At 70.2% G+C, this 14,587-nt stretch carries 14 protein-coding genes; 5 read left to right on the top strand and 9 right to left on the bottom strand.

Annotated features, from left to right (window positions below):
- Nucleotides 1-33: 33 nt before the first annotated feature.
- The 6 genes from C4K88_RS08860 to C4K88_RS08835 all read right to left on the bottom strand — a co-directional run bounded on the left by C4K88_RS08860 (nucleotide 34) and on the right by C4K88_RS08835 (nucleotide 5,735).
- Nucleotides 34-720, bottom strand: coding sequence for a glycosyltransferase family 2 protein (locus tag C4K88_RS08860; protein ID WP_241521791.1), 687 nt, complete (start codon nucleotides 718-720; stop codon nucleotides 34-36).
- Nucleotides 717-2,084 (bottom strand): bifunctional PIG-L family deacetylase/class I SAM-dependent methyltransferase, encoded by a 1,368-nt coding sequence (locus C4K88_RS08855; RefSeq protein ID WP_167399006.1) that lies wholly within the window; start codon nucleotides 2,082-2,084, stop codon nucleotides 717-719. The genes C4K88_RS08860 and C4K88_RS08855 overlap by 4 nt, the downstream gene beginning before the upstream one ends.
- Nucleotides 2,081-3,175, bottom strand: coding sequence for an acyl-CoA dehydrogenase family protein (locus C4K88_RS08850; RefSeq protein WP_241521790.1), 1,095 nt, complete (start codon nucleotides 3,173-3,175; stop codon nucleotides 2,081-2,083). Before C4K88_RS08850 ends, C4K88_RS08855 begins: the two co-directional genes overlap by 4 nt.
- Nucleotides 3,176-3,205: 30 nt before the next feature.
- A complete protein-coding gene (locus C4K88_RS08845; protein ID WP_104121248.1) occupies nucleotides 3,206-3,655 on the bottom strand; it encodes a hypothetical protein in 450 nt (149 codons plus the stop codon).
- Nucleotides 3,656-3,722: 67 nt separating this feature from the next.
- Nucleotides 3,723-4,601: an NAD(P)-dependent oxidoreductase gene (locus C4K88_RS08840; RefSeq protein WP_368771585.1), complete on the bottom strand. Its 879-nt coding sequence runs from the start codon at nucleotides 4,599-4,601 to the stop codon at nucleotides 3,723-3,725.
- A gap of 51 nt (nucleotides 4,602-4,652) precedes the next feature.
- Nucleotides 4,653-5,735 carry a LacI family DNA-binding transcriptional regulator gene (locus tag C4K88_RS08835; RefSeq protein ID WP_104121246.1) on the bottom strand — a complete coding sequence of 361 codons (1,083 nt, stop codon included), beginning with the start codon at nucleotides 5,733-5,735 and terminating at the stop codon, nucleotides 4,653-4,655.
- Between the two features lie 277 nt (nucleotides 5,736-6,012).
- On the opposite strand from C4K88_RS08835, the gene C4K88_RS08830 reads away from it, so the two are divergent.
- Together C4K88_RS08830 and C4K88_RS08825 are read left to right on the top strand one after the other, a co-directional pair.
- Nucleotides 6,013-6,915, top strand: a complete 903-nt coding sequence (locus C4K88_RS08830) for a Gfo/Idh/MocA family protein (protein WP_306418609.1) — start codon at nucleotides 6,013-6,015, stop codon at nucleotides 6,913-6,915.
- Nucleotides 6,902-8,023, top strand: coding sequence for an NAD(P)/FAD-dependent oxidoreductase (locus tag C4K88_RS08825; RefSeq protein WP_104121245.1), 1,122 nt, complete (start codon nucleotides 6,902-6,904; stop codon nucleotides 8,021-8,023). The genes C4K88_RS08830 and C4K88_RS08825 overlap by 14 nt, the downstream gene beginning before the upstream one ends.
- Nucleotides 8,024-8,064: 41 nt before the next feature.
- Here the strand turns inward: C4K88_RS08825 and C4K88_RS08820 are convergent, their stop codons facing one another.
- The 3 genes from C4K88_RS08820 to C4K88_RS08810 all read right to left on the bottom strand — a co-directional run bounded on the left by C4K88_RS08820 (nucleotide 8,065) and on the right by C4K88_RS08810 (nucleotide 11,204).
- Complete coding sequence (locus tag C4K88_RS08820) at nucleotides 8,065-9,192, bottom strand: LacI family DNA-binding transcriptional regulator (RefSeq protein WP_104121244.1); 1,128 nt, start codon at nucleotides 9,190-9,192, stop codon at nucleotides 8,065-8,067.
- 3 nt (nucleotides 9,193-9,195) lie between these two features.
- The gene (locus C4K88_RS08815) at nucleotides 9,196-10,125 is read right to left on the bottom strand and encodes a PfkB family carbohydrate kinase (RefSeq protein ID WP_104121243.1); all 930 of its coding nucleotides are present in this window, start codon (nucleotides 10,123-10,125) and stop codon (nucleotides 9,196-9,198) included.
- Nucleotides 10,126-10,208: 83 nt separating this feature from the next.
- On the bottom strand, nucleotides 10,209-11,204 hold the full coding sequence (locus C4K88_RS08810; RefSeq protein ID WP_104121242.1) for an SIS domain-containing protein: 996 nt from the start codon (nucleotides 11,202-11,204) through the stop codon (nucleotides 10,209-10,211).
- 274 nt (nucleotides 11,205-11,478) lie between these two features.
- On the opposite strand from C4K88_RS08810, the gene C4K88_RS08805 reads away from it, so the two are divergent.
- The 3 genes from C4K88_RS08805 (at nucleotide 11,479) to C4K88_RS08795 (ending at nucleotide 14,556) form a co-directional block, all read left to right on the top strand.
- Nucleotides 11,479-12,795, top strand: a complete 1,317-nt coding sequence (locus C4K88_RS08805; protein ID WP_104121241.1) for an ABC transporter substrate-binding protein — start codon at nucleotides 11,479-11,481, stop codon at nucleotides 12,793-12,795.
- An 82-nt stretch (nucleotides 12,796-12,877) separates the two neighbouring features.
- Nucleotides 12,878-13,726: a carbohydrate ABC transporter permease gene (locus tag C4K88_RS08800; protein ID WP_241521789.1), complete on the top strand. Its 849-nt coding sequence runs from the start codon at nucleotides 12,878-12,880 to the stop codon at nucleotides 13,724-13,726.
- Nucleotides 13,720-14,556: a carbohydrate ABC transporter permease gene (locus C4K88_RS08795; protein ID WP_104121240.1), complete on the top strand. Its 837-nt coding sequence runs from the start codon at nucleotides 13,720-13,722 to the stop codon at nucleotides 14,554-14,556. Before C4K88_RS08800 ends, C4K88_RS08795 begins: the two co-directional genes overlap by 7 nt.
- Nucleotides 14,557-14,587 lie beyond the last annotated feature (31 nt).

The raw sequence follows: 14,587 nt of genomic DNA, 5'->3' as shown, positions 1-14,587 counted from the left end.
GCAGACGATTCGTAAAAGCCGCCGGCACCTACCTCAGCCGAGCCCGCTGAGGTAGGTGGAGAAACCCGCCGGCACCCGGCCCACGGTGCGCGACGACGTCGTGACGGTCAGTGCTCCGGAGGCGGTCCACCGCGCGCCGCCCGCCTTGGCCCGCTGCACGAAATCGACGTCCTCGTCCTGCTCTAGCGGGCCGAACCCGCCGAGCTCCTGATAGGTGCTTCCCCGGATCCCGAGGTTGGCGCCGTGCACGTGGTGGTGCCCGTCGTCGGGCACGTAGGCCGTGGACCACAGCCGGAGCCGTTCGCCGTTGTCGGGCGTCAGCGTGGGCCGGACCGTTCCGAGGACGAGGTCGTGGTCACCGCCGAGGCGGTGGTGCTGGACGAGCCAGTCCCGCGGCACCGTGGAATCGGCGTCGGTGTTTGCGATCCAGGTGCGCAGCGGCAGGCTGCGGGACTTCGCGACCGCGAAGCGCACGCCGGCGTCGCGGGCTGCCCCGACGGAGCCGAAGCTCCCCGAGATGACGGAGATGCCCGGCACGGTGCGTGCCTCGGCGGCCGACCGGTCCGTGCAGCGGTCGAGGACCACGGTCACGGAGACCAGGATCCTCGGGATCGTGCGGAGGAGGTAGGTGCGGGCCGCGTCGAGCGAGGCGAGGCAGGCGGCGAGCTGTTCCTCCTCGTTGCGGGCGGGCACGACGACGGCCACCTGCCCGGGGATCACACCAGGCCCTCGCGTCGGGCGACGGACATGGCAGGCGCAGGGACGAGGATCTCGAGGAGGAAGTCCTCCTCGGTGTGGAGGGAGAGCGTGGTGAGTCCGGACTGCTCACGGACGCGCTGGTGGACGGTGTCCCCGTCCAGCTCCCAGCCCTCGACGGGGTGGCGCCAGTGGCACAGGACCAGCACGCCGTCGTCGTCGAGCGATGCCCTGATGAGCCGGATGACCTCGTCGAGCTGGTCCGAGGACAGGAAGTAGCCCGTCTCCGAGAGCACGATGAGGTCGAACGGCCCGTCCTCACGGGGCCAGTCCCGCGGGACGGTCGCGAGCCTCGCATAGGCCGCGGCGTGCTGGATGACCGCCTCGTTGGTGCGACGCACCGCCGTCTCGCTGGTGTCGAGGGCGAGCAGGTTGTCCGACACGGCGGCGAGGTCCCTGGTGAGGGCTCCGACCGATGACCCGATCTCCAGGGTCCGGCAGAAGCGCGGCCGCGGCAGGCCGGCGATGGTCAGGGCACGCTTGCGCTGCTCGTAGAACCGCTCGGCGACCTCCCACGGGTCGGGGCGGTCGCGGTGCAGCCGCTCGAAGGCCGACGGCACGCCGGTGACGAAGAAGGCTTCGAAGCTGCGGCTGAAGTGCTCGAGGACGCCGGGGGTCAGCAGGACCTCGTCGCCCGGCGCGTCCGACAGCGGCAGGGTCTGGGAGACGTGCGTGGCGAGGGCGGAACCCTTGCGCGCGTGCTCCTCGGCGCCGAGGTGGTACAGCGACAGGTCGGCGAGCTGGTCCGCCTGCTCCTCCGCGGTGCCCCAGTGCCAGAGCCAGACGGGGTACTCGAGCAGCGTGATGGCGCGGTCGCTGCAGAACTGCGCCGCGGCGGCACCGACGGCGTCGTGGTCGGCGTGCCCGTCGTGGCGCCAGGGTGCGGCCACCAGGGTGCGGGCGGTTTCGTCGTCGTCGAGCTCGCGGGCCAGGACCGCCGCGACGTCCCCGGGCGTGACCCCGCCGTCGGGCAGGCCTTCGAAGATCAGCCGGGCGGCCGGGGCCAGGACCTGCAGGGCGTTCGTCACCTCGGTGCGCCGCAGCTCCGCCAGCTGTTGCGGGGAGTGGGTGGGGGAGGACGGATGGGACGCCTCGCCGTCGCTGAGGACGACGACGTCGCATCGCACGCCGTCGCGGGCCAGCCGGGAGAGCAGGCCGCCGGCGCCGAGCGTCTCGTCGTCGGGGTGTGCGGCGAGGAGGATGAACCGGGAGGGCAGCCGCCCGTCGAAGAGCTCCTCGACCTGGAGATCGCCGCCGGGTTCGCGATCGTGCTCCCAGGTGCGCCAGTGGCTCTCCGGTGTCCCCTCGCCGTCGTGCGTGAAGCTCACCACTGCGCGCCTCCCTGCAGCGTTCCCTCGAGGATGCGCCGGCCCAGTGAGGCGTCGTCGCGTTCGGCGTGGTGCTGGCGCAGGTAGAGGTGCAGGTCGGCGACCCGGGCGGCATGGCGCTCGTCGAACGCCAGCGGCGCCGGGCCGAGCGCGTGGGCGGCCGCCTCGAGTACGCGCTCCGCGCCGTCGAACGCGAGGGAGCGCACGCGGGCCGCGAGCAGCGCGCCCTCCTGGCCGCTGGCGCGTCCGTCGTCGACGGCGTCCGCTGCTGCGGCGAGTGCCGTCCGCGTGCCGTGCAGGGCGGCGTCCACGCGACCGAGATGCATCAGCGCGATCTGGTCCGGGGTTCGGTGCCGGGATGCGGCGAGGAGGGTGCGGGCCACGCCCAGGGCGCCGCCGTACCAGCAGGCCGCGACGCCGATCCCGCCCCAGGCGAAGCCGTCGCGGGTGAGGTACCAGTCGGCGTCCCCGACCGGGACGGCCACGGCGGCGTCGAAGCGCACCGGGCAGCTGGTCACCGTCGCGAGGCCGTGGCTGACCCACGCACCGGCCGGCTCGGGCGTGACGCCGTCGGCGCGGAGGTCCACGGCGAAGGCCCGGCGCTTCCCGTCACGCACGTGCGCGGTGACGATCGCGGAGTCGAGGTGCTCCGCGAGGGAACACCAGGGCTTAGTCCCCGTGAGGGTCCAGGTGCCATCCTGTTCCTCCGACGCCATGACTGCCACGCCGGGCCCTTCCGCCGCGAACACGCCCCATGTACCGCCGGGCAGGCCCGCCGGTCCGGCAGGGGAGCTCATCCCGGCCTGGTCGAGGATGGCGAGGGCATCGAGGTGGGGTTCGACGACGCGCGCCACCGTGAGGTCCTCGGCAGCGAGGGTGGTGAGGAACTGCCAGGTGAGGGCGGTCCTGCCTGATCCCGGCAGGGGCACGGCGGTGCCCAGCTCTCCGGCGAGGGCGAGGGTGCGCGGGAGGGAGCCACGTACCGCGTCGACGCGGTCGGCGAGGAAGTCCAGGCTGGTGCCGCCCGCAGATTGGGATCCGGTGTGCTCCGGGGCAGGCGTGACGGAGGGCCGATCGTCGGAGCGCAACATGATCGAAGTCTACTGATGCCCGTTCGTTCCTCAGGCCTCGGGCGGCAGCGCCTCGTGGTGCTTCTGGCCCTTGGTGCGGCGCTCCTCCTTCATCTCCGCTTCGAAGAGGTGGCGTTTGCCCTCGACGAGGGAATCGCGCGCCTCCTTCTCGAAGGACTTGAACTCGGAGTAGTAGTGGTCGTCGTAGTCCTCCATGATCTGGAAGGTCCACCGCCCCTCGATCACGTTGCGGCCGATGATCTCAGTGGCGAGCTTGTCGGCGAGCTCGGTGTGCCCGGCCTTGCGGAAGAGGTCCTCGGCGTCGGAGAGGTTGAGGTCGGCCTTGCCGGTGAGGCGGTGGAAGCCGTAGAGGTAGCCGCGGGCATGCTCCACGACCTCGAGGGCTTCGGAGAGTTTTCCGAGTGCCTCGACGGTGAGGTCGGAGACGCCGTCGGGGCGCTGGTGGGTGGAATCGGGACCGGGGGTGTCTGGGGTAGCCATACCAGCTACGGTACCCAGAGCCACCGACATCCAGACAGGCCTTTTCCGGCTGGACCGGGCGGTGGGGCTACCCCAGTTCGGGCCTGGTGACCACGGCGATGTCGTCGTCGCCCGCACCGGCACGCTGGGCCTCGGTGAGGGATTGCAGGAGTGCCGTCACCGCGGGCAGGGGATCGGGGGTGGAGCGCAGCATGAGGCGGGCATCCTTGGCGAGCAGGTCCGCGGAGAACTGGGTATCGCCGAACGTTCCGTCGAGGATGGACGGCCCCTTCATCCCGGCGATGGCGCCCAGGCCGGTGCCCTCGAGCAGGCCCAGGACCGCGGCGGCGTCGAGCCCGTTGGCCCGGCCGAGGCGCAGGGCTTCCACCAGGCCCTGGAGCGTGATGCCGAGGGCGAGGTTCGCGAGAAGCTTCCCGGTGGCGGCATCCGCCGGCGTCGCGACGCGGCGCAGGCGCCCGGCATCGCCCCACAGCGCGGCGAGGGGTTCGACGACGTCGACGTCCGCCGCCGCGCCGCCGAGGAGGACCCCGAGCGTGCCCGCCCGCGCCGGCGCGAGGCTGCCGATCACCGGCCCGTGGACGTAACGGATGCCCGCGGCCGCTGCGTAGTCGGCGAATTCGCGCGCGTCCTCGGGGGAGACCGTGGTGATGTCCAACCACACGGCGTCGGCCGGGATCTCGAGCCCGGAGAGCACCACCTCGCGGACCGTGTCCGGTCCGAAGAGCACCGTCATTACGACGTCGGCCTCCCGCACCGCGTCCTGGGCCTCAGCCGCCCGGGCGGCGCCCGCGTCGTGCAGGCGATCCACGGCGCTCGCCGTCCTGTTCCAGGCCGTGACCTCGTGGCCGGCCTGCAGCAGGTGCACGCCGAGTTCGTGGCCCATGCGTCCTACGCCGAGCAGTGCGATCTTCATGGTGGTCCTCCGGGTAGCGGGTGGTGTCCTCAGGCCATTATCGCGGATCCGGCGCCCGGGAGGGCGGTCAGATGGACGAGCGGGTCAGGCCGAAGCGGGAACCTCCGCGGAACCGACCGGTGCGACGGATTCCCGGCGGATGAGCCGCGACGGCAGCGTCAGGTGCTCGGGCTCGCTTCGGTCCCCCCCGATGCGCCGGAGCAGCAGCTTCGCGGCAGCGACGCCCTGGTCGTACACGGGCTGGGCGACCACCGTGATCGGCGGCGTCATCAACCCGGCCCAGGGCAACTCGTCGAACATGAGGAACGAGACGTCGTCGGGAATCCGTACGCCAGCGCGCTGGAGTTCCGCGAGGACCTCGAGGGCGATCACACTGTCCGAGGCGACGATCGCGGTGGCGGGATCCGGCCCGGTGACCAGCGCGTGCACCACATCACCGATGCTGTACTGCCTGCCTGCCCCGAGGCGGATTAGGTCGGCCGGCAGGGGCACCCCGGCCTCCTCGAAGGCCCGGCGGATGCCGGCGATCCTCTCTGTCACGGGATTGGTGCCGAGGTCCAGGTCCGCGGCGAAATCGGCACCGCCCACGTCGAGGGAGGAGATGTAGCCGACCCGCGTGTGCCCCTCGTCGAGCAGGTGGCGCGCCGCCTCGTATGACACCTGCCGCATCTCTGCGACGACGGAATCCACGGGCAGGTTCGGCAGCTTCCGGTCCAGCAGGACGACCGGGCGTCCCGACTCGACGACGCGGTTGAGGTGCGTGCTGGAGGACCTGGTGACGGGCGCGACGATCATCCCGTCCACCCGCTTGTCCAGGAGGACGTGGACGGCGTCGATCTCGGTGGCGAGGTCCTCGCCGGTGTTGATCAGGATGACGTCGAAGCCGCCGGCTTTCGAGGTGTCGTAGATGCCGCGCAGGGCGAGGCTGAAGTAGGGGTTCTCGATGTCCCCGACGACGACGCCGATCGTCTTCGAGCGGCCGGTGTTCATGCTCCGGGCCAGCTCGTTGGGGTGGTACTGCAGCGTCTCGGCAGCGGCCAGGACGCGGGAGCGCACCTCGTCGCTGACGGCTCCGTAACCCCCGAGTGCGCGGGCCGCCTGGGCCTTCGAGACCTGGGCGAGGCGCGCCACATCGGCCACTGTCGTGTAGCGGGAGACTGATTCCATGAAGCCCTTTCGAAACAGTTGACCAGCGCCTAAGCGCGGGGTACGTTCTTCAGCAACCCGTGTGAGTCCGGTCTCATTCTAGGCAGGTGAGACGGGACTCCCAAAGCAGGGCCGGCCCAATGCGGGCGGCGAGCATGGACCTTGACCCCCACCACAGACCCTTGGAGTACCCGGACATGATGCGCACCCGGACGAGCTATCCCGCCGCCCGGATCGTCGTCACCCCAGCCGAACTGTTCGCGCTGATCGACGCCGGGAGGTCGAGCTGGACGTCGTCGTGCTCGGCACTCCGCCGGGAACGCACGCCGAGCAGGCGCGGCTGGCCTTCGCGCGCGGCCTCCACGTCGTCGCCGACAAGCCGTTCGTCCCCACGAGCGCCGAAGGCACCATCCTGGTGCGGGAGGCGGCCGAGGCCGGCGTGCTGCTGACCGTCTTCCAGAACCGCCGGTGGGACGCGGACTTCCTGACGCTCGGGACGCTCCACGCCGCCGGCGAGCTGGGGGACGTCCACACGTTCGAGAGCCGCTTCGAATGGTGGCGGCAGGGTGGCTTCGGCACCTGGCGTGACACCGCGACCGTCGCGGAGGGCGGCGGCATCCTCCACGACCTCGGAGCCCACCTCATCGACCAGGCCATCCGACTGTTCGGACCGGTGCGGGAGACGTACGGCGAACTGGATCGCAGGACAGCGGATGCGGCGGCGGACCAGGACGGTTTCGTCTCCCTGCATCACGCCTCGGGAGTCCGTTCGCGGCTGTGGATGAGCGGGTTCGCTGCCCGGCCCGGCGCGCGCTTCTCCGTCTCCGGATCCTCCGGCGCCTGTACGAAGGAGGGGCTCGACCGCCAGGAACCTGCGCTGGCAGCAGGCGCCCATCCCGCCGCGGAGGAGTACGGCGTCGAACCGGAGGAGGCCTGGGGGACCGTCTCGGACGGGACCTCCGAGCGCCGCGTTCCGGCCGAGCGCGGGGACTATCCCGCCTTCTACGACCTCCTGGCGCGTGCCCTGCGCGGCGAGGGGCCGCTGCCCGTCGACCCGCAGGACTCCATCGACGTCCGGCGGATCATCGAGGACCTGCATTCCCGGAGCGGACATCCGGCTCCGGCTTCATCAGCACCGTCATTGAGCACGTCATTCACCACGTCACCTCTCACGAAGGAATCAACCCATGAGCACGGCTGAACCAACACCACGCGTCGCAGTCCTCGGCGGCGGGATCCTCGGGGTCTCGACGGCGGTGCACCTCCTGCGCGAGGGGGCGTCGGTCGTCCTGATCACGGAGGCGGAGCTCGCGAGCGGGGCCTCGGGCCGGTCCCTGTCCTGGCTCAACAGCGCGGGCGAGCGGACCTACCCGTACCACCAGTTGCGCGTGTGCGGCATCGACCGGTACCGGACGCTCTTCGCCGCGGACCCGTCCCGCGACTGGCTGCGCTTCGACGGTGGCCTCCACTGGGCCGACGCCGGCTCGGACCAGGACACGGTGGCGCGGCATGACTACGAGCGGGCCCACGCTTACGACTCCGTCCTGGTGTCTCCGGCCGACGTGAACGACCACACGCCGGGTATTCGCGGGGACGCGGTCGGCACGGTGTCGATCTTCAACCCCGGTGAGGGCTGGGTGAGCCTGCCGCACCTGATCGACTTCCTGATGGAGGAGTTCAGCGCCCGCGGCGGCGAGCTGGTCACGAACGCCGGAACGGCGCGCGTCCTGGTCGAGGACGGGCGGGCGGCCGGCATCGGGACCCCGAACGCCGGGTCCTTCCCGGCGGACGCCGTCGCCGTGGCCTGCGGACCGCAGACGCCCGCCGTCGTCGCCGGACTGGGGGTCGAGATCCCGGACGCCTCACCGGTGTCGATGCTCGTGACGACCGCTCCCGTGGAACACCCGGTGCGAACCGTGCTGAACACCCCGAGGGCGGCCGTGCGGCCGAACCCCGGCAACACGTTCGCGCTCGACCACGACTGGTACGAGGAGAGCATCACCCAGAACGCCGACGGGACGTACTCGATCCCCGAGGCGGTCGTGAACGAACTCGCCGACGAGGCCGCCCGGCTGCTGGAGGGCGAGCCGCAGCTCACTGCGTCGTCCTGGAAGATCGGCCGCAAGCCCATCCCGGGCGACGGCGAGCCGGTGTTCGGTGAACTCGGGACCGTGCCCGGATGCTTCGTCGCGTTCACCCACTCCGGGGCGACGCTGGGGCTGATCGGAGGCGAGCTGCTGGCGAACGAGATCGTCACCGGGCGCAGGCACCCGATGCTGGAGACCTTCCGGCCCGGACGCTTCGCCTGACCGGGAACTCCGCGGCGCACAGCGAGCCGGCGGGGGAGGGCTCAGGCCTTCCCCGCCGACGCGGTCGGCGCGCCCGGCACCCGGGAGGGCGGCCCGATGGACGAGCGGGTCATGAGCTCGGCCGGCAGCATGTGCAGCCGGGGCTCGTACTCCGGCGAGCCGATGCGGGACACGACCTGCTCCACCGCCAGGCGCCCCATCGCGTCCACCGGCTGGGCGATCATCGTGAGCGGCGGCTGCATGACGGTCGCCCAGCTCGTGTCGTCGAAGCCCACGAGGGAGACGTCCCCGGGGTAGGAGAGGCCGAGGTCCTGGACGGCGTGCAGGGCGCCGATGAGTGCTTCCGCCTCCGTCGCGAAGAGGGCGGTGGGCGGATCCTCCGACTGCAGCATGGCCAGGGCGGCCCGCGCCGCGGATTCCTCGGTCTTCGCCCCCGTGGTGACGAGGCCCGGTGCGTAGGGGATGCCCGCGTCCTGGAGTGCGTCCAGGTACCCGCGCAGGCGCTCCGCATCGCTCCACAGGCTGCGTGTGTTGACGGTCAGGAGCTCGTCCAGCGTGTCGATCCCGGTATCGGTCGTCGGGCCCCACAGGAACCCGATCCGCCGGTGGCCGGCCTCGATGAGCGTCCGCGTCACGCGCCGGGCCTCCGCCCGGTTGTCGACGACGACGGCGTCGAGGTGCAGTCCCGGGACCAGGCGGTCGATCAGGACCACGGGGGTGCCGCGACGGGTCGCCTCGGCGAGGTGTTCGGCGTCGGGTGCGCCGACGGCCGCCGAGGACACCACGATGCCGTCCACCTGCTTGTCGAGGAGGACGCCGACGGCGTGCCGTTCGGCGGCCAGGTCCTCGTAGGTGCTGATGACGATCACGTCGAGGTTCCTGGCGCTCGCGGCGTCGGAGGCGCCCCGGATCAGGCCGGAGAAGAAGGTGTTCCCGATGTCGGCGACGACGATCCCGAGGGAATTGGTGACTCCGGTGGTCATGCTCCGCGCGAGGATGTTCGACCGGTACCCCAGGCGTTCCGCGGCGGCCAGGACCCGCTCCCGTGCGACGGCGCTGACGGAGCCGTAGCCACCGAGCGTGCGGGCCGCCGTCGCCCGCCCGACACCGGCTGCCGCGGCGACGTCCGAGATGGTGGGCGCGCTGATGGGAGGATGCTCGGACGCCATGGGCTAATGGTAGCGAGGCAGCGGGACGCCCGGCCCGGCCAGGGCAGCCCGGGCCTCGTCCGGGTCCGCGTCGGAGAACGGCCACCCGTGCCCGAAGGCCCCCTCGACCGTGCACTGCCGTGCCGAGTAGAGGGCGGCAGCCTGCATCGAGGCCGCCACCTCTCCGGCATCCGGCGGCGCCTCCCGTGACCAGCCCGCCTGCAGCAGCCGGAGGATCATGGCCGTCAGGTACGCGTCCCCGCAGCCCATCGTGTCGACGACGGACGATGGCGGGATGTACTCCACGCCGCCCTCGTGGAAGGTGCCGCCGGCCAGGAACAGGGCGCCCTCGGTGCCCCGGGTCGCCAGGGCGGCGCCGGCCCCGTGGCGGATCGCCGTCGAGAGGAGATCGCGTGTCTCACGGTGGCCGAGATCAGCGGAGGAGAACTGCGCCAGGTCCACGAACGGGCACACGGCGGCGAGGTACGCCTCGGACCGCCGGTCGTCGTCCGAGGAGAAGTCGAAACTCACGCGGGGGCCAGCGGCGTGCAGGGCGGGCAGGTGCTCCTCGATGCCGGAATAGACGCTGGAATGCACGACGTCGAACCCGGCCAGGTAGGCGAGGTCCTCGGCGGAGGGGTGCAGGGGCTCCGCGAGGGTGATCCCGCCACCGTTCCAGTCCAAAAACTGGCGCTCGCCGTCCTCGAGCCGGATGTTGGTCCAGCCGCTCGGCCCGATCCGGGTGACCGAGCGTGAGATGTCGACGGACTCCGCGCGGAGGGATTCCTTCAGCAGGTCGCCGAACCGGTCGTTCCCGAAGACGCCGAGGTACGCCGCGTCGGCACCGAGGCGGCGTGCGAAGACGGAGAAGTTGACGCTGTTGCCGCCGGGATAGGACGTGCGGCGGTCGATGAAGCGGTCGACGATATTGTCGCCAAAGCCGAGAACGCGCATGGGTGCCTTGCTGCTCGAAGGAGGGACTCCCGGCCGGGTGGGTGGCACCCGGCCGGGCAGGAGGGACTCGCCGTCCGGTCGGCTCAGTACTCCACGACCCGGTAGTACCGGCGCAGGTCGAGCGAGTGGTCGCGCTGCTTCTCGAGGTGCTTGCTGATCCGGCTGGTGATCGTGTCCATCACCAGCGGGGCGAGCAGGCCGCGGAATTCGTCGTCGACACCCTCCAGCGCGTAGTCGGCGGTGTCCAGGACGGTGGTCGCCTGCGAGTACTTCTCCGAGAACCTCACGACGCGCTCCATCAGGGGGCGGGTCTCGTCCTCGCCCACGAAGAGCAGGACGCTGGTGTCGGGTTCGATCAGCTCGAGGGAGCCGTGGAAGAACTCGGCGCCGTGCACCCGGGTGGTGCGCAGCCACTGCATCTCCTCGAGGATGCACATGGAGTACAGGTAGGCATGGCCCCAGAGATTGCCGCTGCCCACGACGAAGTGGAAGTCCGTGTCCCTGTGGCGTGCCGCGAAGGCCTCGGCCACGGGCTCCGCCTTGCGGGCCACCTCCACGAGGGCAGCCGGGACGGCCTGCAGCTGGTCCACGAGCTTGTCGTAGCCGGCGAACTCGCCGCGTTCGGACAGGAACCGCGTGGTGAAGAGCAGCAGGCCGAGATCGAACGGCCAGGCATCGGGCTCGCTGATGAGGGCGTGGTCTACGGCCTGTGCGATCGGGCTGTCGGCGATCCCGGTGAATCCGACGGTGCGGACACCGCGGGCGCGGCAGTACTCGATGGCCTGGATGACATCCTCGGTGGTGCCCGAGGCCGAGGCGAAGACGGCGACCGCCCGCTCCGTGAGCAGGGCATCGCCCGAGAGGACCAGTTCCGCCGCGATGGCGGAGCGGACCGGGATCCTGGTGGTGCGGCGAAGCAGGTGCTCGTAGGGCCACATCGCAGCGTAGGTTCCCCCCGATCCGATGAGGAAGACGGCGTCGACGTCGGAGAGGCCGGCGACGACTTCTTCGATGCGCGGCTGGAGGCCCAGGAAGCTCCGGGCGCGGGTGAGGAACTGATCCTCATCGAACTTCAGCATGATGATCCCTTCGGAAGAGGCGAGGTGGCACCGGACTGATACCGGTATCACCGGCACATCGTTGCACGACGAATTCTGCAGCGTCAACAGTTTGTCGGCTGGTTTGTTGCTAGTGATCGATTCGTCGGAAATATTCACGCTCGCCCCTGGTACCGGTATCAAATCTGGGTTACTGTGATCCGCACCACGCGGAGATGGACCGGCCCAGCGGGCCGCCGTCGATCCGCAGCGCACGGCTTCCGGGCAGGTCCCGGCCAATGAAGGAGGATCGGCCATGAAGAACGTCCGACTGAAGGTATGCGCGGTCACGGCCGCGGCTCTGGTGAGCCTCACGGCCTGCGGAGGCGGAGCCGAGATCGAGGCCGCCGACCTCACGGCCGCGCCCGAGTACGACGGCACCCTATCCATCCTGACGAAGTTCGGCGGGGAACCGCTGTCCCCCTACTTCGAGGATCTGACCGCCGAGTACACGTCCCTGCACCCGGACGTCGACTTTGAAATCATCCAGGAGACCGACCAGAGCATCAAGGACAAGACCAAGACCCTCGTCGCCTCCTCGGCCCTGCCCGACATCTACTTCTCGTGGACCGGCGACTACGCCGACAAGTTCATCGAGGGCGGGCTGGCCACGGATCTCAGCGCCGTGCTGGCCCCCGATTCGGAGTGGGGATCAACCTTCGGGGCGGCATCGCTGGACGCCTTCGCCAAGGACGGCAAGTACTACGCCGTTCCCCTCTACAACAACGGGAAGTTCATGGGCTACAACAAGGCCCTCTTCGACAAGGCCGGCGTGGCCGTCCCAGCCACGTTCGAGGAACTGATCGCCGCCTGCCCGAAGCTGGAGGCGCAGGGCGTGGAGCCGCTGGCCTTCGGCAACAAGGACGGCTGGCCGGGACTGCACGTCCTCCAGCAGCTCTTCGCCTACAACGTGCCGCAGGACGTCCTCGAGAAGGACTTCGTCCCGGCGACCGCCTCCTGGGACCACCCGGGCTACACGACGTCGCTCGAGGAGTTCCAGACCCTGGTGCAGGACTGCACGGCGACCGGGTCGGACTCCAACGGCGTGCTGTACTCGACCGCCCAGCAGGCCCAGTCCGCTGGCCAGGCGGCCATGTACTTCCAGGAGATCCTGGAGTTCGATTCTGTCGTCACCGATTCCTCGAAGATCACCGCCGAGGACTTCGGGATCTTCGCCCTGCCCGCGCCCGAAGGCGCGGAGGGGGATCCGGCCGCGCTCGAGGGGTCGCCCGAGGGCATGATGGTCAACGCCAGGTCGCCGCGCCAGGCACTCGCCGTCGACTTCCTCAAGTTCGTCACCAGCAAGGCCAACGCGGAGACGCTCGCCGAAGCCCCCTTCAGCCAGCCGAGCACGATCGTGGGCGCCGTCTCCGAATCGACGGCGAGCCCCGCCGTCGTCGAGGGCGTCGGGAAGCTCAATGAGGCCAGCTACCTGCTCGGGTGGCTCGACGCCGTCACGGTGCCCGACGTCGCGGACGCCTGGCTCGCCGGCGGCGAGGCGCTGGTGTCCGGATCCGAGACTCCCGAAGAGGTCCTGAGCAGTGTCCGCGCCGCTTCAGACAGCGCCGAGTAGGACCGAACCCGCCGCGCCCCTGCTTCCCCGGACCGGGGGCGCAAGGGTGCGGCGGCACCGGAGGACCCGCGGCTGGGCCTGGGTGGCTCCCGCACTCCTGGTCCTGGGTGTGTTCGTCTACCTTCCCCTGCTCCAGAACCTGCAGTACAGCGTCATGAAGTGGGACATCTACGCAGGAGGGTCCTCTTTCGTCGGGATGGCCAACTACGAGAAGCTGGCCGGCGACCCGGTGTTCTGGCGCGCGCTGCTCAACAACTCCGCCTATGCCGGGGTGTCGCTGGTCTGCCAGGTCTTCGGCGCACTGCTCCTCGCCGCACTGGTGGAGGGCCTGCGGTCCGAGCGGTGGCGGCGCGCGCTGCGGGCCATCTACTTCGTCCCGTCCGCGATCTCCCTGACGGTCGCGGGGCTGCTGTTCTACTTCATCTACGAGCCGGAACTCGGGATCCTGAACGCGGCCCTGCGGGGCGTGGGGCTTGATTCCCTGACGCAGGCGTGGCTCGGGCAGGAGGGCACCGCCATCTGGGCCGTCATCGCCATGAGCCAGTGGCAGGGCTTCGGCTACTCCACGCTGCTGTTCGCGATCGCCATCCAGCGCATCCCCCAGGACCTCTACGATGCCGCCTCGCTCGACGGCGTCGGGCCGGTCCGCCGGTTCCTGCAGGTCACGGTACCGCTGACCCGCGAGATGACCGGGCTGATGATCATCGTGACCCTCTCGGGTGCCTTCCAGGTGTTCAACGAGGTCATGGTGATGACCAGTGGAGGTCCCAACAATTCGAGCCAGGTCCTGGTCAGCTGGCTCTACCGCATGGGCTTCGGCCGCAACGACTTCGGGTACGCCGCCGCCATCGCCACGGTGATCTTCGTCCTGACGTTGGGCGTCGCGCTCCTGCAGCTGGCCATCACACGGAAGAGGAGAGTCGAATGGTGACCCGGACAAGTCTCCTGGGGGTGGTCGCGCGCACCTTCGTGGCGTCGTTCCTGCTGGCCCTCGCCGTCGTCGTGATCTATCCCCTGCTGTGGATGGTCCTGAACGGCTTCAAGACCAACAGCGAGCTCTTCGGGAACCCCTTCGCGCTGCCGCTCCAGCTCACCTGGGACAACTACGTGAAGGCCTGGAACCGCGGCGTCAGCAGCTACCTCGTGACCAGCGTCCTGGTCACCGTCACGGCGACCATCGCGACGGTCTTCATCAGCGCCTGGGCCGCCTACGGGCTCACCCGGATGCAGATCCCCTTCAGCCGGACCGTCCTCGCGCTGATCCTCGGCGGCCTGATGCTCGCCCCCGCCGTCGCGCTGATCCCGCTCGTCAAGATGTTCCAGGCACTCGGGCTGTACAACACGTTCTGGGCCCTGCTGATCCTCTACGTCGCGTTCCGGATCCCGTTCACCACGTTCCTCATCCGCGCATACATGGTGGACCTCCCGCTCGAGATCGATGAGGCCGCGGCCGTGGACGGGGCCGGCAAGGCGAGGGCGTTCTGGAGCATCATCCTGCCCATGTGCAAGCCGATCCTCGTCTCCAGCGTCATCCTGAACATCCTGTTCACCTGGAACGAGTATCTGTTCGCCATGGTGTTCACCAGCGGGGGAGACCTGCAGACCCTGCCGATCGGGCTGACCAACCTGATGAGCAAGCACGGGACGGAATACCCCGTGGTGTTCGCGGGGATGACGATCGCCGCCGTCCCGGTCATCCTGCTGTTCTTCCTCACGCAGCGGTACTTCGTGCGCGGACTCGCGGACGGCGTCGGGAAGTAGCCCGGTCCGGGTCCGTCGGCAGGACAGCCGG

Source organism: Arthrobacter pityocampae, from assembly GCF_002927275.1.
GTDB classification, from domain to species: domain Bacteria; phylum Actinomycetota; class Actinomycetes; order Actinomycetales; family Micrococcaceae; genus Arthrobacter_D; species Arthrobacter_D pityocampae.
The sequence above is the reverse complement of the archived record's forward strand: the minus strand, read 5'-3'. Positions and strand labels throughout refer to the sequence as shown.

Coding starts and splice junctions, on each gene's coding strand:
- C4K88_RS08850 (WP_241521790.1), bottom strand. CDS start 3,175: ATGTTGCGCTCCGACGATCGGCCCTCCGTCACGCCTGCCCCGGAGCAC.
- C4K88_RS08845 (WP_104121248.1), bottom strand. CDS start 3,655: ATGGCTACCCCAGACACCCCCGGTCCCGATTCCACCCACCAGCGCCCC.
- C4K88_RS08835 (WP_104121246.1), bottom strand. CDS start 5,735: ATGGAATCAGTCTCCCGCTACACGACAGTGGCCGATGTGGCGCGCCTC.
- C4K88_RS08825 (WP_104121245.1), top strand. CDS start 6,902: ATGAGCACGGCTGAACCAACACCACGCGTCGCAGTCCTCGGCGGCGGG.
- C4K88_RS08820 (WP_104121244.1), bottom strand. CDS start 9,192: ATGGCGTCCGAGCATCCTCCCATCAGCGCGCCCACCATCTCGGACGTC.
- C4K88_RS08815 (WP_104121243.1), bottom strand. CDS start 10,125: ATGCGCGTTCTCGGCTTTGGCGACAATATCGTCGACCGCTTCATCGAC.
- C4K88_RS08810 (WP_104121242.1), bottom strand. CDS start 11,204: ATGCTGAAGTTCGATGAGGATCAGTTCCTCACCCGCGCCCGGAGCTTC.
- C4K88_RS08805 (WP_104121241.1), top strand. CDS start 11,479: ATGAAGAACGTCCGACTGAAGGTATGCGCGGTCACGGCCGCGGCTCTG.
- C4K88_RS08795 (WP_104121240.1), top strand. CDS start 13,720: ATGGTGACCCGGACAAGTCTCCTGGGGGTGGTCGCGCGCACCTTCGTG.